This is a genomic window from Halomonas sp. M1, from assembly GCF_029581375.1.
Lineage (GTDB): Bacteria > Pseudomonadota > Gammaproteobacteria > Pseudomonadales > Halomonadaceae > Vreelandella.
In genome coordinates this window covers 1,164,633-1,182,903 of sequence record NZ_CP121119.1, presented here as the reverse complement: position 1 = coordinate 1,182,903, position 18,271 = coordinate 1,164,633, and the positions used below count along the sequence as shown (strand labels likewise).

Genomic DNA, 18,271 nt, shown 5'->3' with positions numbered 1-18,271 from the left:
AGGGGCGCGCTGTGCGTTTAACCGCAGTCATTAATAGCTTGCACAATAGCTGTATTTCACAGGGTGTTTAGGAGTGGCGCCACCCATAAAGCGCCAAACGGTGCTATCGATCCGGCGTTTCAAGGGGCTCGTGGGGTGCTGTCGGAGCGCTTGCGATCTCATCTTCAAGCCTGCGTTTCACTGCCCCCGGCGAACCCGTATAGCGTGCTAGCAGGTCATACGCCACGGGCACGACAAACAGGGTGAAGATCGTGGCTGCCCCAACGCCCGCCATAATCACGGTGCCGATAACCAAGCGCGATTCCGCACCTGGGCCGCTTGATAAAATCAGCGGAATTGAACCGGCCATGGTGGTGATGGCGGTCATTAGAATGGGCCTTAGCCGCGTTACCGAGGCTTCAATAAGCGCAGAGCGAAACGCTTGGCCTTCATCGCGCAGCTGGTTGGCGAACTCCACTATCAAGATGCCATTTTTAGCCGCCAGGCCGATCAACAGCACAAGCCCCACTTGGCTGTAGATATTAAGCGACTGGCCCGTTAGTAGCAGTGCAAGCAGCGCGCCGCTCATGGCTAACGGCACGGTGAGCATGATCACAAAGGGGTGGATTAAGCTTTCAAACTGCGCAGCAAGCACCAGGAAGACCACCACCGCGCCAAGCACCAGCAAAAAGGTAGTGGCACCGCTGGCCTGTTGGAAGTCCCGCGATGGTCCTGCTAGGTTGGTTTGAGCCTCCTCCGGCAGAATGTCGTCAGCGGTTTGCTGAAGGTAGGCAAGCGCTTCGCCCAACGGGTAACCATCGGCTAGGTTAGCTTCAATGGTAATTGCTCTAACCCGGTCAAAGCGGTTAAGCGTGCTAGCGCCAGCAAAGTCTGAGAGTGTCACTAAGCTGGCCAGCGGGATCAGCTCACCAGAGCGGGCTGAGCGCACCTGAATACTATCCAGTGCTCGGGGGCTGTTTTGCCGCCCCCGGTCGCCCTCTAAAATGACATCGTACTCCTCGCCGTCATCCACGTAGCGGGTGACATTGCGCCCACCCAGCAACACTTCAAGGGTACGGCCTATCTCCGTTACGGTAACGCCAAGATCGGCAGCGCGCTCGTAGTTGATATCTACACGAAGCTGGGGCTGTGTTTCGTCGTAATTGCTCTCTAGGGCGGTTAGCCGAGGGTTATCTTCGCGCACATGATTAAGTAGCGTGTCTCGCCAGCCAGCGAGCTCTTCATAGGTGCCGCCGCCCAGTACAAACTGGACGGGCTTCTGGGTACGCTGACCAAAGCCTTGCCGCATCACAGGAAACGCCTGGACCCCGGGTAAAGTGCCTAAGGTTTGACGAACATCCGCCATAATCTCCCATGCGCTGCGACGGCTACCCCAGTCCGCCATATTGATGATGATAAAACCGCTGTTAAAGTTTTCGATGTTGCCAAACCCACGCGGGGCGCGTACCACGATACGCTCCAGCTCGCCGCTTTCAACGAAAGGCGTTAAGCGAGCCTCGATCTCATCCATGTAGTCCATCATGTAGTCAAACGTTGCCCCTTCAGGGCCATTCACTAGCACGATAAAATTGCCACGATCCTCCTGGGGGGTGTACTCGTTGGGTAATTCGGATGCTAGCCACGCCGTTGCCGCAATCAGCAACACAAACAGTGCAACAACGATCCATTTAAATCGCAGTACCGCTTCTAAACCGTGTTGGTAGCGGCGCTGGGTGCCGGTTAGCACCCACTGCACGCCTTGGCCAATGCGGCTGTCGTGCATGCCGGGCTTGAGGATTTTGGACGCCATCATGGGCGTGAGGGTTAGCGCCAGCAGCGTAGATACTACCACTGCCGCTGCCATGGTAAGCGCGAACTCTGAAAACAGCCGACCAATATCGCCCTGTAACATGCTTAAGGGTAGAAAGACGGCTACCAGCACCAGGGTGGTGGCGATCACCGCAAAAGCAATTTGGCGTGTACCGCGAAACGCCGCGACCAGCGGTGTTTCGCCGTAGTCGTGCATGCGTCGGTTAATGTTCTCAAGCACCACAATGGCGTCATCGACAATCAAGCCAATCGCTAGTACTAATGCCAGCAGTGTCAGCAGATTGATCGAAAAGTTCATGGCCGCAAGGGCTGTAAAGGCACCAATCACTGCGATAGGCACTGTCACTGCGGGGACTAACGTAGTACGCAGGTTGCCCAAAAAGAGGAAAATTACCACCACCACCAGCCCCATGGCGATGAAGAGTGTCATGATCACCTGCTTGATGGCGCCTGACACAAAGAGTGAAGCGTCGTAATTTAAGCTAAGCGTCATGCCCTCGGGCAGCGTCCCTTGTAGACGTTCAAGCTCCTGCTGGACGGCTTCAGATAGCTCAACCACATTCGCGGTGGACTGCATAATCATGCCCAGGCCCACCATGGGAACGCCGTTGGCGCGGAATACCGAACGGTCCTCCACCGAGCCAACTTCTACCCTGGCAACGTCGGCTAATCGCACCAAATAGCCGTTATCCCCTTGGCTTAGGGCCAGGCGCTTAAAATCATCTGCAGTGGCAAAGCTGCGAGGAAGGCGAACGATAAACTGGCGGTCTACAGACTCGATTGAACCGGCCGGCAACTCAACGTTTTCAGCGCGTAGCGCGTCTTCGATATCACCGACGGTCAATCCCCGGGCGGCGAGGGCGTTGCGGTCTAACCAGACGCGCATCGCGTAATCGCGGCCACCGCCTACCCGTACCCTAGCCACGCCGGTTTGCACGGATAGGCTATCTACTAAAAACCGGTTGGCGTAATCAGTAAGTTCGGTAATGGTGTAGTCTGCCCCTGAAAGGCTCAACCACATGACGATCTCTTCGCTGCTGTCTGCTTTCGTGACTTCAGGGTTGTCGGCGTCGTCAGGTAGGTTTCGCAACGCCCCGGAAATGCGGTCGCGCACATCGTTGGCGGCGGCGTCAATATCGCGGGTAAGGGCAAACTCGATCTCAATGCGTGAGCGGCCGTCTTCACTTTGGGAGGTGATTAGCTCAATGCCTTCAACCCCTGCGATGCGGTCTTCCAACACCTGGGTAATACGGGTTTCTACAACGCTTGCAGAGGCGCCGGGATAGCGGGTGTCGATACTGACAATGGGGGGATCAACGGTAGGGTATTCCTGAAGCGGCAACCGGTTGAGCGCCATTAGTCCGAAGGCAACGATAAGCGCTGCAATTACCATGGCTAGTACGGGCCGTTGAACCGAAATATCGGATAAGCGCATTAGCGATCAGCCTCCAGCAGTGCGCGGATACTGGTGTCGCTATCGACGACGCCTAGCAAGCGAACTTCCTGGCCATCCCGAGCCATCTGTAGGCCATGAACGACGACCAAGTCACCTGACTCGATGCCTTCGAGAACTTCCACCTCCCCATGGCGTCGTTCGCCGATGGAGACCTCCCGCTGCTCAAGGCGCAAAGATTCATCGTCCTGTTCATGAATTAGCATTACGTAGTGGCGGTCACCGCTGGGCTCAAACGCAGCTTCAGGAAGTACCACTGCGTCACGAGCGCGCTGCTGTACGATAACTTCCATCAGCATGCCGGGACGTAACCGTAGGCCAGGGTTATCAAGCTCTGCACGAACGCTCACGCTGCGCGAGACAGGGTCAATACGGGTGCCGATACTGGCAATTTGACCGCTGAAAATCTCATCGGGGAAGGCAGCGGTTTTGGCACTTAATGAAAGCCCGGAGGATAAACGCCCCAAAAACACCTCGGGAACGCTGAAATCAAGCTTCATTACGTTGAGCTTATCCAGGGTGACGAGTTCCATGCCTGGCGTGACTAGTGCGCCGACGCTGACGTTGCGAAAACCCACGCGCCCGCTAAAAGGGGCCTGTATTTGATAATTGGCTAGTCGCGCTTCTAGTGCCTGCGCATCGGCCTCTGCTTGGCGAAGCCGCGCTTGAGTATCTTCCACATCCGCCCGGGCGGCCAGGTTGCGCTGCTGCAGCTGTGCCGCTCGTTCTGACGCATTGCGACGCTCATCGGTTAGCGCTTGTGCGGCCCTTAACTGAGCCTGCTCTTCGGCGTCTTGCAAGCGAATAAGTAACTGACCGCGCTCAACCTGTTGACCATCTTGAAAGTTGATTTCGGCAATTGTTTCGGTAACCGTGGCAGAGAGTGTGACACTCTCGTCAGCACTCAGGGTGCCAAGGGCTTCCAGGGGGTCAGACCAAGTAGTGAGTTCGGCGCGACTTCCAATAACGGAAGGGAGCGACTGGGCGTAGAGTGAGGTGGAGCACAGTAGTGCCACCAGAAAAATAAGTACGATACGTCTATAAACGTGCATCAGTGTCTCAGCGTAGTTAGCTATTATAAGTAGCAGCGCGTTAAAAAGCCCCAATAGGACGCTATTTCTGTGCTTTGGAACAGATGTTTTTTGTACTTTAATTGTACAGTGTGATTTTAAAGTACAGCAAATTGTTCCGCTTTACCTGTTAAAATGTTTGGCTTTACTTGTTGGGAACCTCTTTTATGGTCTACGACGTCGTAGTAATTGGCGCTGGTGCCGCAGGGTTAATGTGTGCGGCCCAGGCAGGCTACGCAGGGCGGCGTGTGCTGGTGCTGGATCATGCCAAAAAAGCAGGCAAGAAAATTCTTATGTCAGGCGGCGGACGCTGCAACTTTACCAACCTTGGCACCACACCTCAGCACTTTTACGCGGAAAATCCGTATTTTTGTATTTCTGCGCTAAAGCGTTATCGACCAGAGCACTTTGTTTCTCTGGTGGAGCGCCACGGTGTCGAGTACGTAGAAAAGGCGCCGGGGCAGCTGTTTTGTGCATCTTCTGCCAAAGAGATCGTAAGAGTACTGCTCACCGAGTGCGAATGGGCAGGTGCAGAGATTGCTCTGGGCACTCATATTACGTCCGTTGAGCAAGTCGGGGAGGGAATGCGCTTAGTTACTTCCCTAGGCCGCGTTGATGCTGGCGTGGTAGTGGTGGCGACGGGAGGGCTTTCCATTCCTACTATGGGCGCAACGGGATTTGGCTATGAACTTGCTCGGCAATTTGGTTTAGAGGTATTGCCTACCCGGCCTGGTTTGGTGCCCTTTACCTTAAGCGATACCTGGAAAGTCCGGGCTGCTGAGCTTTCAGGTATGAGCTTGCCGGCAGCGGTGAGCTGCAACGGGCGCCAGTTTGTCGAGCCGATGCTATTTACCCATCGAGGGTTATCGGGGCCATCAATGCTGCAAATATCCAGCGTTTGGCAGCCCGGTGAACCTATTGAAATTAATCTGTTGCCAGAGGAAGACGTTGCAGCATCCCTGCGAGATGCCCGGGCGGCGACGCCGAAACGGCAGCTCTCCACATGGCTGGGGGAGCGTTTTCCTAAACGATTTGCCCAGGCGCTGCTTGAGTGGATGCCCGAAAATGACCCGACTCGTCCCTTGGCTCACTATAACAACGATGCTCTGGACAGCTGGGCGGAACGGCTAAATCGCTGGCAGCTCAAGCCCGCAGGTACAGAAGGGTGGAGGACAGCTGAAGTGACTATGGGAGGCGTCAGTACTGAGGCGATCTCTTCAAAAACCTTTGCAGTAAAAGATCTACCGCAACTGCGTTTTATTGGTGAAGTGCTGGACGTTACCGGCGAGCTTGGGGGGTACAACTTCCAGTGGGCATGGGCAAGTGGCGTGGCCTGCGGAGAGTCGTGTTGATTCTTGGATGAAAAAGCCCTAAGCAAAAACGATGAAGGCCGCATCGGTTGGATAACCCTTGATGCGGCCTTCATCGTTTTCAAGCCATGGGTGGCTTTTTAAGTCGTTGTTTAAGAGGCCACTTTCGCCAGCAGCTTAAACTTACGGAACAACATGTAGCCTGCCAATGCTTTGCGGCCTGCTGCCATCATCCCGCCAGGGTGGCGTATCAGTCGAAATGCCACTATGCCGCCAACAGCGTATAGGGGCAGTTTTAAGCTGTTCCAGTGCTTATCCAGCGGGGCAGTCGCCCGAAGTAAGTAATCACTATTGACCAGCATGTCCACGCGTTGCTGCTCTAAATCCGCAAGCAGAGCCGCTTTTCGCTCAGCACGGGTAAGTGGCTTATCGACGGTGGGTGATGTCATCTTCATTTGCCTCCAACAGCGCACGGTCAGCGGCTAGCTGTTTTAGTGTCTCTTTCAACAGCGTATGTCGTTTAGCTTGACGAAGCGCAACAACCGCCAACAGGAAGCTTGAGGCGATCAGCACAAAGGCGCTTACGCTGATAGCCGTAAGGCGATACGTATCCCAAAAAAGCACGACCACAAGCGCCGTTAACGTTGCCACACCTAGAAGTAGTAGCAAAAGGCTTGCGCCCGCTAATAACAGCAGCGTGAGTAAACGTGCGCGCTCCTCTTCAAGTTCCAACACCGCCAAACGCAGGCGGGTTTCACCATTCGCTATCAGTGACTTCAGCAGGCGTTTAGCGGCAGAGAATACGCGTTGGGTTGGCCCCAAAGCCATTAGCGACGACCGAGCAGCATACCCACGATTAAGCCTGCAGCAGCGCCAATACCAATGCTGGTCCAGGGATTGTCGTGAACGTAACGGTCGCAACAGTCCACTTGATGAGAGAGGGACTCGCGGGTTTCGTCATAAATGCGCTCGCCTTTTGCTTCAAGCCGTGCGCGGGTATCTTTCAGGCGACGTTCGGCGCGCTCACGAAGATCGCGCATTTCGCCGCTAGCATCCTTTGAGGTGGCATTGACTAGCTCTTCAACGGTTTCGCTGAGATAACGCAGATCTTCTTTAAGCTGATCAGCGCGAGCAGAGGAGTCAGTATTACGTTTAGCCATGATGTCTTCCTTTGACGAAGTGATAAGTGACGACTTCAAGCATAGCAGTCGTCGCTCAGTAGACAACCCCTAAACCTTAGCGGTTCAGTCCGGTAGCGCTGAACAGAGGATTTAAACTGAAGCCGATGCTTAGCCGGTGTACGCGGTTATCGTAATCAATCATGCTCTCGCCATAGCCATAATAGTACTGCAGGTGGGCTCGTACACTATTGAACGCAGGCCAGCTGTAGTCGATCTGAGTGCCATAATTGCCGGCACTGGGGTTGCCCCGTACTAACCCTTCTACTTCATGGTTATTATTAAGACGTTTCGCTAGACGGATGTCGCCGTAGCCCATAAACCGCTGAATATCTGGGTTATCGTCGCTGTTGTCGGATTCAGGCACGCGCCAATAGGGCGCTAATGTAAGCGCCCAGTCGCCACGCTGAAAGGTGTTTTCCATATACACCCGGTTCCAACTACGTGATAACGGGTCTGAGCGGCCGTTCGACTGGTGGTTAAAGGAGAGTCGGTTACGGGTATTCACCCAACCTAAGGCACTCCAGGCGTTGTCAAAATCAATGAAAATTTCTGGCTCATAATTGGTCTCCCGGAAGGGGGAGGAGGCGTCAGTATTGTAAGCTTGCCACCAGCTACGCTGGGTATAGCCAAAATAAATATCGCCGACATCACCGAAGAGACCCTGAGCTAAGTTGAACTTTGCGCTGAACTGAAACTTCACTTCTGCACTGTCCGGAGAGCTATCTTCGGTAACATTACGAAAGTTCTCAGCATTCTGGTTGGCGTTATAGCTCACTGGCAATAAATAGTTGAGGCGGTGTGTGGTGATCGAGAAGGGGTTGCGCGAGGACTCCTGCTCTAACTGGCGTCGGTCGCTAAGATCCTCAAGCGCTACTTCTTCAGGAAGCAACTCCACCGGTAGGCCCATCGCCGCCTCTTCAGGTGCGTCAATTTGTTGCAGCTGTTGGCGGAGCTGGTGAAGCTCAGTATTTAACGCACGAATACGCGCTTCGACGTCTTCGCGGGATTCCGCTAGCGCACTGGTTGTGAACGTTTGTGCGCCTAAGAGTGCCATAACGCCGGTACATAATAATTTTCGGATGACCATCAAGGTGGCTCGCAAATAGAGAAAAAGCAGTTGTCAGGCTTGTTTCTATACAGGCTGTAGGGCTAAGTCAACTACTCTAGATTGCGCTGGGGGAAAGAACGTCTGACAATGGCGCTGTTTCCCGCAGTCGCGGGATTTTGGTGTCGATGAGGCATATAAGCGTGGTGAAATTCGCGGTAAAGGTGGTTATAAAAACCGTTTGGGCATTAACGTTTATTATGGGTATCGGTGTCACTGCCGTATACGCGAATATTCCCAGCGGGGTGCCGCCCAAGGAGCAGCTTTCTGAGCGTTTGGCCGACTTGGTGGCTCAGGAAAGCGAGTTAAGCGCTCAGCAGCTTCGAGACAAAGAAACCTTAGAGGCCGCGCTTCAGACCTACGAGCGCTTGAGCGCTGTTGATGAGCGTCTTAACGCCCTTGAGCAACGTATTGCGCAAGCGCCGGAGTTATTACTGCGTTTAGAGCGAGAGTTAAACGAAGCCGAAGAGGAGAGCCTGCAGCTCTCGGTAGATAATCTAAGTGATATGCCGCTTGAAGCGCTGGAGGCTCAGCAGGCGCAGTCCGTGGTAGAGCTTCAGCAGTTGGAGAGCCAGCTGGCTGATGTTAATTCCCAGCTGCTTGCCGCCCAAACGCTACCAGAACGTGCTCAACAATCAATCTCCGACGCCTTGCAGCGCGCTGAGACCTTACGACGCGACTACGACGAACGGGAATCATTGCTTGAAGGGCGGCAGCTTTCCGCTCAAAACGACCCGCGTCTGATTCAGCTGCGCCTTGAGCGGGCTCTGGCAGAGCGCGAAGTAAACTTAAATCAGCGCGAGCTAAGTGCTAACAGTCGATTACGCGAGCTAGCCCAGCAGCGCCGTGATTTGCTGTCGTTGCAAATAGAGCATCAAGAGCAGCAGCTCAACTTGCTACGAGGGGTGATTGATCGCCAGCGGCGCCTGCAGTCTGAGCAGGCGATTGCCGATGCCGCCCGAGACGACCCGTTAATAGCTGAAGGTCACCCTGTGGTGCTGCGCGCTCAGCAAATTAACCAAGAGCTGAGCCTTGAACTCCTGCGTGCTACCGATCGCGCCAACGGCATAGTGCGAGAAAACATTGAAGCCCATCGGCAGCTAGACCAAGTGCGTCAACTGCAGCGCAGCCTAAATGAACAGCTAGATGCGATTCGCGGCAGCCAACTGCTCTCACGCATCCTTCGCGAGCAGCGTCAGTCGTTGCCGACTATCGCTCCCCGACGCGATTTACAGGACGAAATTGCAGACCTGCGCCTAAAGCAGTTTGATTTAATCCGCCAACGTGACCAGCTACGCCAAGGCGAGCGCCTAGCCACCCAGCGGCTGCAAGAAGCGGGGGTAGAGGTTACACCGGGCTTGGTTAACTCCCTCACACGGCTGTATCAATCCCGTCGCGAGCTGGTCGAACAGCTTGAACAGTCTTATGGCAGCTTGTTAAGTGCTGCCATCGAATTGCAGCTCAATCAGCAGCAGCTATTAATGACTACGCGTAGCTTACGCGCCACGATTGATGAGCAGTTGTTCTGGGTCGCCAATAGCCGCCCGTTAGATTTGAATTGGCTGCGTCAGTTGCCTAACAATGTCCGTGCTGAATGGCGGGAGGGCGAATGGCGCGCTATTTTGCCGAACCGGTGGGAGGGGCTTTCTTGGCAAATGCTTGGCGGAGCGCCGCTGGTGTTGATTGGCCTGCTACTCGTCGGCTTGCGTCGTCGCATTAAAACCCGACTAGCGCTTATCCACTCGCAAATTGGGCGATTAAAAAGCGATACCCAGCTCCATACGCCTAAAGCGGTGCTGCTCAATGCTTTGCTGGCCATCCCTGGCCCGCTGGCGTTAGCGGGCATCGGCGTTGGGCTGCAGGCGGGGCAAGGCGCGTTGGCAAATAGCGTGGCGCCAGCGCTGTTGCAGCTAGGCTTAAGCTGGGGCGTAGTGGCGCTCGGGCGCCGTTTGCTCATATCTGATGGGGTAGCCGAGCGCCATTTTACCTGGTCTCCCGGCTATAACGCTCGGCTGCGGAAGCTGCTTGGCGGATTAGGTGTCGCGCTGGCCCCCGTGGTAGCCATTGCCGCCATGTCAGAACAGATGGAAACACCCCTGGCGCTGCGACCAGTGGCCATGGGGTTATTCTCTATGGGGCTACTCGCCATGAGCTGGTGGCTGGGGCAATTGATCTTATCCCATGTACCATTTTTTGGCGTAAGGCTCTTTCGTTTGATACTCGGGTTAACGATGGCCTCGGTGCCGCTAATGCTGCTGGGCTTAGTCGCCTGGGGGTACGAGTATACTGCGCTGCGCCTAGTCGGGCGTTTTGCCAGTACGCTCTACCTCTTAGGGCTATGGGTAGTGGTTGAAGCTACCGTCGTGCGTAGCCTAGCAGTGGCGGCGCGCAGGCTTGCGTATCGTCGCGCGCTGGCCCGGCGCCGCGCCATGGTGCAAGAAGGTGCTGAAGGCGGGCTGGAGGTTGTGGAGGAGCCGCCGCTGGATATGGAGAAGATCAATACCCAGTCGCTGCGGCTCTCTAAACTTATCTTGTTAATTGGGTTCAGCGCGCTGCTGTATTTGGTGTGGGCGGATCTGCTCACGGTGTTGGGCTATCTAGATCACGTAGCGCTATGGGATGCCCAGGAGGGCGACTTAGTTGGCGATACGCTATCGATTTCGGATGTGTTCGCCGCGCTGCTGGTTATTGCGCTAACGTTTATTATGGCAAGTAACCTACCGGGCTTGCTAGAAGTGATGGTGCTTTCGCGCCTAGCGCTTAAGCAGGGCAGTGCCTATGCGATTAGCTCGCTGCTTTCCTACACCATCGTCGGTACGGGGGTGGTGATGGCCTTGGCCACCCTGGGCGTTTCCTGGGATAAGTTGCAGTGGCTGGTGGCGGCGCTGAGTGTCGGCTTGGGCTTTGGTCTGCAGGAGATCTTTGCCAACTTTATTTCCGGCCTGATTATTCTGTTTGAGCGCCCCATACGGATTGGTGACACGATTACCATTGGCAACCTTCATGGCACCGTCAGCCGAATACGCATTCGGGCCACCACGGTTACCGACTTTGATCGCAAAGAGATTATTATTCCTAATAAAACCTTTGTTACCGATCAGCTTATCAACTGGTCGCTGTCGGATAACGTTACCCGTGTGGTGCTCACTTATGGTGTATCCCACGGGTCTGACCTGCCGTTAGTACACCAATTACTGCGCCAAGCCGCCGATGAGAATGAGCGAGTACTAACAGACCCGGAGCCTCAAGTGTTCTGCCTAAGCTATGGGCAGCATAGCCTGAACTTTGAACTGCGTATCTTTGTTAATGACTTGGTTGACCGGCTGTTTGCCGCCGATGAGGTTAACTGCCGGGTTGATGAGCTATTTCGGGAAGCGGGCGTGCGGGTAGCCTTTGAGCAGATGGATGTGTGGCTGCACCCCGATGATGGGAAGTCCGTCAAAGTGCAGTCCGCCAAGCGGCTACCGCCCGCTAACTTAAGCTAATTAACCTCAAACTCAATACATTGCCTATCGCTTACTGGCGAGCAGTAAAAACTCCCGATTACCGTCACTGCCGGTAATCGGGCTCTCTTGCCAATGGCTAATATGCAGCCCGCACTGCTCACAGGCGCCACGAATTTTCTGCTCTACCTCGGCATAGCGGCTGCGGTTGCGCACCACGCCGCGTTTATCCAACGCGCCGGGCTCCAGCTCAAACTGCGGCTTTACCAGTGAGAGAAGCTGGCCTGTCTGGGGCAGCAGTGCAGCAATCTCGGGTAAGATAAGGGTTTGCGAGATAAATGAGACATCCATGACGGCAAGGTCAATGGGGTGCTCTGTGAGCGCCTGCAGAAGGGCTTTCGAGGTGCTCATGTGGCGAGCGTTCAAACCTTCCAGGCAGGCTACCCTTGGGTCGGCACGCAGCGTGTCTGCTAATTGGCCGTGGCCCACCTCAACGCCCACTACATGTTGCGCACCAAACGACAACGCGCAGTCGGTAAAGCCGCCCGTGGACTGGCCAATATCCAGCACGCCTCGCCCATCCAGGCGCATTTCAAGTGCCTTAAGTACGCCTTCCAGCTTTAAACCCGCCCGGGAAACATAGCGCTCCTCCGGATCATCTTCTACCTGTAACGGGGTATCGGCGGGCCACTTTTCCGAAGGTTTGATAAGCGCGCGCCCATCGGCAAGGTGAACGCGTCCATTACGGATCAGCCGTTGGGCGCGGGTACGTGAGTTGGCCAGCCCTTGGCTGACCAACAATTGATCGAGTCGAATCATGGCGTCTATGGGGTTATTAATGGCAGCTATTAGAGCCCTTCTGGCGGCGTGTTGGGGCCTTCGTTTGCCTGAAGCTCGGTAGGCGGCAGTCGAGCAGCCCCCCAGCTACGGTGAAGATAGCCTTTAACGCTTTCAAGCTCTTCATCCGATACTTTGGCAAGCTCGCCCCGTTCCAGTGGGTCGTAGTGGTAAATATACAGCCGGGAGGTGAACTGGTCGAAGGGCAGTGAAGCTTCGCCAAACCGTTCGCCGTTACCGGAGGTGCCGACTTTTACCTCATCACCCCAGTTTTGCCCGCTATCGTTATTGGGGTTGTAGAAGTAGATACGCATGACATCATTTGGGTCGAGTGACGCGCGTAAAATCGTAATCGCATGCCAGCCAATAAAGCGGGCGGCACTGTCGGTCACCGCAATGCCAGCTGGCTGCGGGTGAATAAGCGGTTGATTACCATTGTAGTAAGGGTGGTAGCTTGCGTAGAAGTGGCGCACAAAGTCATCCACGTTACAGAGTTGACCTGTTGCAACGTCGACATTGATGCTAAAGCCACGACCAGACCACCATCCGTGAAACTCGGGATTTACCCAGCGGTGGGGGTCGCCTTCACGGCCAATACAGCGCCTGCCCATTTCGGCATAAATACGATCTAGGTGGGGCACAACAATCAGCGAGACCGGATCTAGATCCATGGGCAGCTCGGCGGCAACGCCCAGCGCGCTTTCCATGGAAGAGATGGGCTGGCCTTCGAAATGCATAATAATTTCGTCGTCACGCGCCGCCCAGGTCACCATTTGCAGCAGGTAGTCGGGGTCGTTATAGGCCCACATGGAAAGTGCCCGAGCCGACTGGCACGTGGGATTGTTGCCTTGGCCAACGCCTAGCGGAAGCCCCAGCATACAGAGTACGCCCTCAATTAGGCGTGCCCGCGGAGACGCATAATCGCCGTAGGCAATGGTAAGCCGCGCCTCTGACCACTCAGACAGCTGCAGGTTAAGTTGGCGCCACATGGCGGGTGCTACCGGAGGTTGATAGAGAATGCCTCGCTCAAGTAGCAGTGCCAGGCCATAAACTGCCTGGGCGGTAGCTGGATACACGCCGCTACGAATTAGCGCGTGTACCAGCTCGCGATAGCATAACAGGCAGTCACGGCCAGTGGCCGATAGCCCTAATGCCTCGGAGAGCAGGTGGTCGCCTTCTTCCAGCAAATAGCGCATCAGTACGGCATGGTAGGGTGATACTAGCCCCGTATCGTGCATGGCACGGGCGAAGCCGGTGGATTCCGCTTGCAATGCAGCGCTGTCCATCCGCTCCAGTCGTTCTCGGTAAAGCGCAACGCCTGGGTCCTCTCGGCAGGCTTGGGTCGGCCCGTAAAGCGAGCTGACCAGCCTGTCGGCGCCTTGGCCACTTGAGCCCAGGTCTATCTCTGGGTTGGCTTGGCATAAGGCGATTTGGGTAATCATCTGCTTAATGGCATCGACCTGAATCGGACGCTGCTTAAGGATCCGCCAGATTTCATCAATTAGCTGGTCAATAACATGTTCGTAGCCAATACGCTCGGCCAAGTGCTGGAAGAGCTGGCGGGGGATGTTAGCTAACCGACCCTGGGTTTCACGTTCTGCTTCACTTGGTGCGTTGAACAGCAGCCACAGGTTAATGGCCATCACTTGGGTTAAATAGTGATGAGCATGCTCCTGGGAGACCAGCGAATGCAGATAATCGCCCTTAGCAACGGCCAGAAGTCGCAGTTCGCTCAATGCTTCGATCACCACGACATTTGCATCGGCACTTTTCAGCGCAAAGGGGGTCAGCGTAGGGATTAAATACTGGGGAGTTGCCCAATCAGACCCTTCAAATATCCCGGCGGATTCAAAATCCGCCGCGCGCGCCTCAAGGGCGGCGCAGCCGCCGTCTACCATCAAGACACGTCGCGCGGTATCCATTACCCGGGGGAGTTTCGCTACTTTGGAGACATCAGGCGCCTGCAAAAGCAGGCGCACCGCGTCATCAAAGTTGCTCAATAGATCGTTGAGCTTGGCATCTTCAGGTGAAGAGGCCTCTTGGTGGTTCGTCACATAGACTCCTTACCCTTACCGTAGCGGGGATTATACATAGAAGTCGAGAGCCTCTTGGCGTTTTAAAAGATCGCGGATGGTATGCGCATCGTCACCTTTAAAATAGATCAAGCCCCAGTGGGTTCCAAACGCGGTGCGTTTAGTGACGGTCTCTTCTATAGGGGTGCTTAGCTCATGAGATTCAAAATAGGGGTGATCCTCGGTCTCTTCGGGAATCTCCAGGCGGCTGACAACGCGACGGCGTGGGTAAACACCAAAGCAGCCTGCGAAGCCGTTTGCATCTTCAATCTCTTTGGGGAAGAAGGCGGACACCTCTTCCTGGGTACTTTTCGGGTCAAAGACAAGCATTGTTGCTTGGTAGGCGTTGAAGCCGTAAACACGCTCCAGTAGCTCAAAGACTTTAAAGCCTGGCGGACGGTAAGCAACCTCACCAAAGTACATCTCACCATCACTAGTAACAAAATACTCGGGGTGAATCAGGCCAAACTCGATATCAAACGCCTTAATCAGTTTTTCGATCTGCGCAACAATTTGCTCGCGATACTGTTCAAGTTCTGGTGACGCAGGCACAAATACTGAATAGCCGAGAGTCACATACTCCGAAATATTCAAAAAGGCAATCTTGCCATTGTGAATCCATGCTTCAACGGCAAATTCCCAGCCGTCCAAGTGGGATTCCATCAATACCGGAAATTCTTCATCGGGGATAGAATCCACTTCATCCGGCGTGCGAATAACCCGGTGGCCGAGGCAGCCAGCTTTATCAAATGCTTTGAGGTGGATCGGGTCGTTGGGGTCGCCGTCCAGCTTAAGTAGGGTCTGATTAACCCGTTTGAGGAAGCGAACAACGTCCTCTTTATCGTGGGCTTCTTCGAAAATGCCGACACGAATGCCGCCTAGCTGTGCACGACGCTTCATCAGTGCTTTATCGCGTAGCAGCAGTGACTGGCCATAAATGCGCGGGTTATCCAGCAGTAACGAGTTAATCGCTCCGGCCCACTCAACGGTTTCTTCATACAGTGGGATGGCAACATCAACGCCTTTCTCTTTTAGCGTTTCAGCGATTTCCATTGAGCGGTCGTTGAGACGCTCAAAATTCCAAGGTACGTAAGGAATGTCATGTTTTTGGCAATGCTCTTCTGCCCAATCGGGTGCCACCACTATGTAGCGTCGGTCAAACGTCTCTGCGGCTTCGATCGCATTGAGGCTCCAACCTAATAGGGCGATGTAACCCTTATTGGGATCTTTTTGCATAGATGGTAACTCCTGTGGGTGGGTGAAAAAAATTGCCTTACCACGAACTCACCATACACGAAGGGCGCTACCACCGGCTAATCACTTCCCTTTGAGGCTGATAAACAATGAAAGCGCTGTTTTCGATGATGTCTGCTAAAGGCGCTACCCTGGAATATGGTAGGCTAGGCGGGATAACGTTACCTTCAAGTGGCAAGAGGAATAGGCCAAGATGGCGGCCAAGCCGATTTACCGTGTAGTGGTTCACCAACAGGGTGAAATTTGGGATTTATATGTAAGAGAGATCTTTCAAAGCGAACTCTGGGGCTTTATTGAAGTCGAGGAGTTTGTCTTTGACGATGCATCGCGGGTAGTCGTTGATCCAGGAGCTGAAAAACTACAGCGAACCTTTGAGGGAGTGAAGCGAAGTTATCTGCCTCTCAATGCCATTGTGCGCATTGATGAAGTAGAGCGCGAAGGTCCTTTAAAGGCAGTAAAAAGCGATGCCCGTGTTGCGGAGTTTCCTCGTCCCTTTCCGTTACCTCCCCGCGGAGAAGGGTAAGCGCCTAAGACAAGCGCAAAGCTTAGCGGTACGTGCGGGTGACTTCGTCGGCCACCGCCCGTTTTACGATCAGGACATGACGTCATGCCAGTAGAAAAATTTCGTTTGAGTTGTTATGCCGCTGCCGTAGGTGTGTTGTTAAGCGTTAGCGGCACCTCAGCGTTTGCCCAGTCTGATAGTCAGGCCTGGGTCAGCGATGAGTTAAACACCTATGTACGCAGCGGCCCTACTGATGGTTACCGCATCGTGGGAACGCTGAATGCTGGTGAGCAGGTAGAAACGCTTGAAACCAGCGGTAATTACACCCGCGTGCGCAGTAGCAGCGGTGATACGGTGTGGGTGTTAAGCAGCGAGTTACAGCAAACCCCCAGCGCCCGTGAACAGCTGCCGGTGCTTGAGAGCCAAGTGGGTGAGCTGACCGAAGAGCTGGACGGTATCAACGCTACCTGGGAGCAGCGGGTTAGCTCCATGCGGGAAACCCTGGAAGTGCGTGAGCAGCGTATTGCCGAGCTAGAAGCACGCAACCGCGAGCTTGATAGCGCAGCAGAACAGTCTCGCCAGCAGGTGCGGGCACTCCAGGCGCGTTTGGATACCCAGGAAGAAGACCTGCTAATGCGCTACTTCATGTACGGCGGTGGTGTGGCGGGCGCTGGCCTGCTGGTGGGGTTGATTGTTCCCCATTTGCCTCGCCGTCGTAAAAAGCGCGACCGCTGGTTTTAAACGAGCGCCTTAAACGAGGGCTTTGAACGAGGGTATAGCGATGGAAAACCCATGGCTACAGCGCTGGCAAGAGGGGCGTATCGGCTTTCACTTATCCGACACTCATCCGGCGTTGGCTCGCTATTGGTCAACGCTAGGGGTAACGCCCGGCGCCAAAGTGCTGGTGCCGCTATGTGGCAAAAGTCTAGATATGCGCTGGTTGGCTGAACAGGGGCATCCGGTGCTGGGTATTGAGCTGGCGCCGGAAGCAATTGAGCAGTTTTTTGCCCAGCGGAGCGCCGGAGTCTCCCGCTATACCCAGGCAGGCTTTGATGTGTCTCGTCAGGGTAGCGTTGAGCTGTGGTGCGGAGATTTCTTTCATCTGCATATCAAGCAGGCGGCGGAAGTGGGGGCGTTTTACGACCGCGCCTCGCTGATTGCTTTGCCACCGGCCACCCGCGAGCGCTATGCATTTCATTTAGCTCAGCTAGTTCCGCCTGGGGCTCAAGGTCTGCTCGTCAGCTTATCCCACGGGGATCAGGAGGCTGGGCCGCCCTTTAGCGTTCCCAGCAGAGAAGTTGAACGCTTGCTGGCGCCTAACTTTCAGGTCGAGCTGTTAGAAAACGGTGAGGCCGACGAGCGAGGGTGCAGTGAAAGCGTATGGGCATTAAAAAGGCGCGGTCCACACGTTTAGTGTGTCCGCGCCCGGTAGCGTTCTGACTAAAGCCGTTCTAACGAGAGCTATCGTATTTTCTGCTAACCGGCTTTTACGAGTCGGTATTGTGAATCGCTGTTGCTAGCAAGATTCAGCGAGCAAGCAGGCGGCCCAGCTCTGGGTCGCTGAACGCGCGGTTCAAACCATCGCTTAGCAGGTCATTTAACATACGCGTATTAGCGTCTTCGCCGGGTTTGATGGCATAGCCCTGGGTGCGACGGGACGTATAAGTGCCTGTATAGGTGGAGCCTTTATTTTCGGCGATGGCCCGGAATACCCCTTCAATGCGTGCTTCATCCACCAGCGGCTGGCCGCTATCGCCGCGGACGTAGTTTAGGCTGGCAAGCTCGAGCTTCAGCGTCGGGCGTCCTTGTGCGGCTTCACGGGTTGGGTTGAACCCCATATCGCGTACAGCGCGCTCGGCTTCTGCCTGCAAACGCGGTATCAGCTCATGGCTATTGACGGTAATCTGCGCGGTGGACATCGTGCCACCCGAGCGAGTGCCAATAACCTCACTGCTTCGCGCATCGGCCGCAATAACGGTCACCTGCTGTCCGGAGCCCGTTTGTGGCACGTTAGCACTGCGTTCGGGGCTAAGCTGAAGATATTGAGGGCTGGCACAGCCTGCTAGTAAAATACCGGCCAGTAGTGCCCCAGAAAAGCGTAAAAAGTGGCGCCGACGCATAGGGTTCTCCGCAGTCACCGTGATGAATAGTTATCGCCCGTTAGGGCGTAAAGCCACAATATGCAAAAAAAGCTTGGCCGACAACACGTTGGCGCATCTTTAAACGCAAAACCAC

The 18,271-nt window shown here is 54.9% G+C and carries 15 protein-coding genes; 5 read left to right on the top strand and 10 right to left on the bottom strand.

What is annotated here, in order from left to right:
* Positions 1-103: 103 nt before the first annotated feature.
* A complete protein-coding gene (locus P8S54_RS05250; RefSeq protein WP_281443525.1) occupies positions 104-3,244 on the bottom strand; it encodes an efflux RND transporter permease subunit in 3,141 nt (1,046 codons plus the stop codon).
* Complete coding sequence (locus P8S54_RS05245) at positions 3,244-4,314, bottom strand: efflux RND transporter periplasmic adaptor subunit (protein ID WP_281443524.1); 1,071 nt, start codon at positions 4,312-4,314, stop codon at positions 3,244-3,246. Before P8S54_RS05245 ends, P8S54_RS05250 begins: the two co-directional genes overlap by 1 nt.
* A 185-nt stretch (positions 4,315-4,499) precedes the next feature.
* Between P8S54_RS05245 and P8S54_RS05240 the strand changes: the two genes are divergently transcribed.
* Complete coding sequence (locus P8S54_RS05240) at positions 4,500-5,684, top strand: NAD(P)/FAD-dependent oxidoreductase (RefSeq protein ID WP_281443523.1); 1,185 nt, start codon at positions 4,500-4,502, stop codon at positions 5,682-5,684.
* A gap of 110 nt (positions 5,685-5,794) precedes the next feature.
* Here the strand turns inward: P8S54_RS05240 and P8S54_RS05235 are convergent, their stop codons facing one another.
* The 4 genes from P8S54_RS05235 to P8S54_RS05220 form a co-directional block, all read right to left on the bottom strand.
* The gene (locus P8S54_RS05235) at positions 5,795-6,097 is read right to left on the bottom strand and encodes a YqjK family protein (RefSeq protein WP_281443522.1); all 303 of its coding nucleotides are present in this window, start codon (positions 6,095-6,097) and stop codon (positions 5,795-5,797) included.
* Entirely contained in the window at positions 6,069-6,470 is a 402-nt protein-coding gene (locus tag P8S54_RS05230; RefSeq protein WP_281443521.1) for a phage holin family protein, read from the bottom strand. The genes P8S54_RS05235 and P8S54_RS05230 overlap by 29 nt, the downstream gene beginning before the upstream one ends.
* On the bottom strand, positions 6,470-6,802 hold the full coding sequence (locus P8S54_RS05225; RefSeq protein WP_281443520.1) for a DUF883 family protein: 333 nt from the start codon (positions 6,800-6,802) through the stop codon (positions 6,470-6,472). The genes P8S54_RS05230 and P8S54_RS05225 overlap by 1 nt, the downstream gene beginning before the upstream one ends.
* Before the next feature lie 76 nt (positions 6,803-6,878).
* Complete coding sequence (locus P8S54_RS05220; RefSeq protein WP_281443519.1) at positions 6,879-7,910, bottom strand: phospholipase A; 1,032 nt, start codon at positions 7,908-7,910, stop codon at positions 6,879-6,881.
* Positions 7,911-8,056: 146 nt separating this feature from the next.
* On the opposite strand from P8S54_RS05220, the gene mscK reads away from it, so the two are divergent.
* Positions 8,057-11,413 carry a mechanosensitive channel MscK gene (gene mscK / locus P8S54_RS05215; RefSeq protein WP_281443518.1) on the top strand — a complete coding sequence of 1,119 codons (3,357 nt, stop codon included), beginning with the start codon at positions 8,057-8,059 and terminating at the stop codon, positions 11,411-11,413.
* A gap of 24 nt (positions 11,414-11,437) precedes the next feature.
* Here the strand turns inward: mscK and P8S54_RS05210 are convergent, their stop codons facing one another.
* Genes P8S54_RS05210 through P8S54_RS05200 form a run of 3 tightly spaced genes read right to left on the bottom strand, consistent with a single transcriptional unit; the run spans position 11,438 to position 15,516 of the window.
* Positions 11,438-12,190: a TlyA family RNA methyltransferase gene (locus P8S54_RS05210; protein ID WP_281443517.1), complete on the bottom strand. Its 753-nt coding sequence runs from the start codon at positions 12,188-12,190 to the stop codon at positions 11,438-11,440.
* Positions 12,191-12,219: 29 nt separating this feature from the next.
* Entirely contained in the window at positions 12,220-14,262 is a 2,043-nt protein-coding gene (locus tag P8S54_RS05205) for a hypothetical protein (RefSeq protein WP_281443516.1), read from the bottom strand.
* 30 nt (positions 14,263-14,292) lie between these two features.
* Positions 14,293-15,516: a carboxylate--amine ligase gene (locus tag P8S54_RS05200; RefSeq protein WP_281443515.1), complete on the bottom strand. Its 1,224-nt coding sequence runs from the start codon at positions 15,514-15,516 to the stop codon at positions 14,293-14,295.
* A 211-nt stretch (positions 15,517-15,727) separates the two neighbouring features.
* Here P8S54_RS05200 and P8S54_RS05195 point away from each other — a divergent pair, with 211 nt between their 5' ends.
* The 3 genes from P8S54_RS05195 (at position 15,728) to P8S54_RS05185 (ending at position 17,450) form a co-directional block, all read left to right on the top strand.
* Positions 15,728-16,057, top strand: coding sequence for a DUF1820 family protein (locus P8S54_RS05195; protein ID WP_009100748.1), 330 nt, complete (start codon positions 15,728-15,730; stop codon positions 16,055-16,057).
* Between the two features lie 84 nt (positions 16,058-16,141).
* Complete coding sequence (locus tag P8S54_RS05190) at positions 16,142-16,777, top strand: TIGR04211 family SH3 domain-containing protein (RefSeq protein WP_281443514.1); 636 nt, start codon at positions 16,142-16,144, stop codon at positions 16,775-16,777.
* Between the two features lie 40 nt (positions 16,778-16,817).
* Positions 16,818-17,450, top strand: a complete 633-nt coding sequence (locus tag P8S54_RS05185; RefSeq protein ID WP_281443513.1) for a thiopurine S-methyltransferase — start codon at positions 16,818-16,820, stop codon at positions 17,448-17,450.
* A 112-nt stretch (positions 17,451-17,562) separates the two neighbouring features.
* On the opposite strand, the gene P8S54_RS05180 is transcribed toward P8S54_RS05185, so the two are convergent.
* The gene (locus tag P8S54_RS05180) at positions 17,563-18,156 is read right to left on the bottom strand and encodes a YajG family lipoprotein (RefSeq protein ID WP_281443512.1); all 594 of its coding nucleotides are present in this window, start codon (positions 18,154-18,156) and stop codon (positions 17,563-17,565) included.
* Positions 18,157-18,271: the final 115 nt, after the last annotated feature.

Bases quoted from the DNA above. Each gene is read 5' to 3' on its own strand.
- P8S54_RS05250 (WP_281443525.1), bottom strand. From the start codon at position 3,244: ATGCGCTTATCCGATATTTCGGTTCAACGGCCCGTACTAGCCATGGTA.
- P8S54_RS05245 (WP_281443524.1), bottom strand. From the start codon at position 4,314: ATGCACGTTTATAGACGTATCGTACTTATTTTTCTGGTGGCACTACTG.
- P8S54_RS05240 (WP_281443523.1), top strand. From the start codon at position 4,500: ATGGTCTACGACGTCGTAGTAATTGGCGCTGGTGCCGCAGGGTTAATG.
- P8S54_RS05235 (WP_281443522.1), bottom strand. From the start codon at position 6,097: ATGAAGATGACATCACCCACCGTCGATAAGCCACTTACCCGTGCTGAG.
- P8S54_RS05230 (WP_281443521.1), bottom strand. From the start codon at position 6,470: ATGGCTTTGGGGCCAACCCAACGCGTATTCTCTGCCGCTAAACGCCTG.
- P8S54_RS05225 (WP_281443520.1), bottom strand. From the start codon at position 6,802: ATGGCTAAACGTAATACTGACTCCTCTGCTCGCGCTGATCAGCTTAAA.
- P8S54_RS05220 (WP_281443519.1), bottom strand. From the start codon at position 7,910: ATGGTCATCCGAAAATTATTATGTACCGGCGTTATGGCACTCTTAGGC.
- mscK (WP_281443518.1), top strand. From the start codon at position 8,057: ATGAGGCATATAAGCGTGGTGAAATTCGCGGTAAAGGTGGTTATAAAA.
- P8S54_RS05210 (WP_281443517.1), bottom strand. From the start codon at position 12,190: ATGATTCGACTCGATCAATTGTTGGTCAGCCAAGGGCTGGCCAACTCA.
- P8S54_RS05200 (WP_281443515.1), bottom strand. From the start codon at position 15,516: ATGCAAAAAGATCCCAATAAGGGTTACATCGCCCTATTAGGTTGGAGC.
- P8S54_RS05195 (WP_009100748.1), top strand. From the start codon at position 15,728: ATGGCGGCCAAGCCGATTTACCGTGTAGTGGTTCACCAACAGGGTGAA.
- P8S54_RS05190 (WP_281443514.1), top strand. From the start codon at position 16,142: ATGCCAGTAGAAAAATTTCGTTTGAGTTGTTATGCCGCTGCCGTAGGT.
- P8S54_RS05185 (WP_281443513.1), top strand. From the start codon at position 16,818: ATGGAAAACCCATGGCTACAGCGCTGGCAAGAGGGGCGTATCGGCTTT.
- P8S54_RS05180 (WP_281443512.1), bottom strand. From the start codon at position 18,156: ATGCGTCGGCGCCACTTTTTACGCTTTTCTGGGGCACTACTGGCCGGT.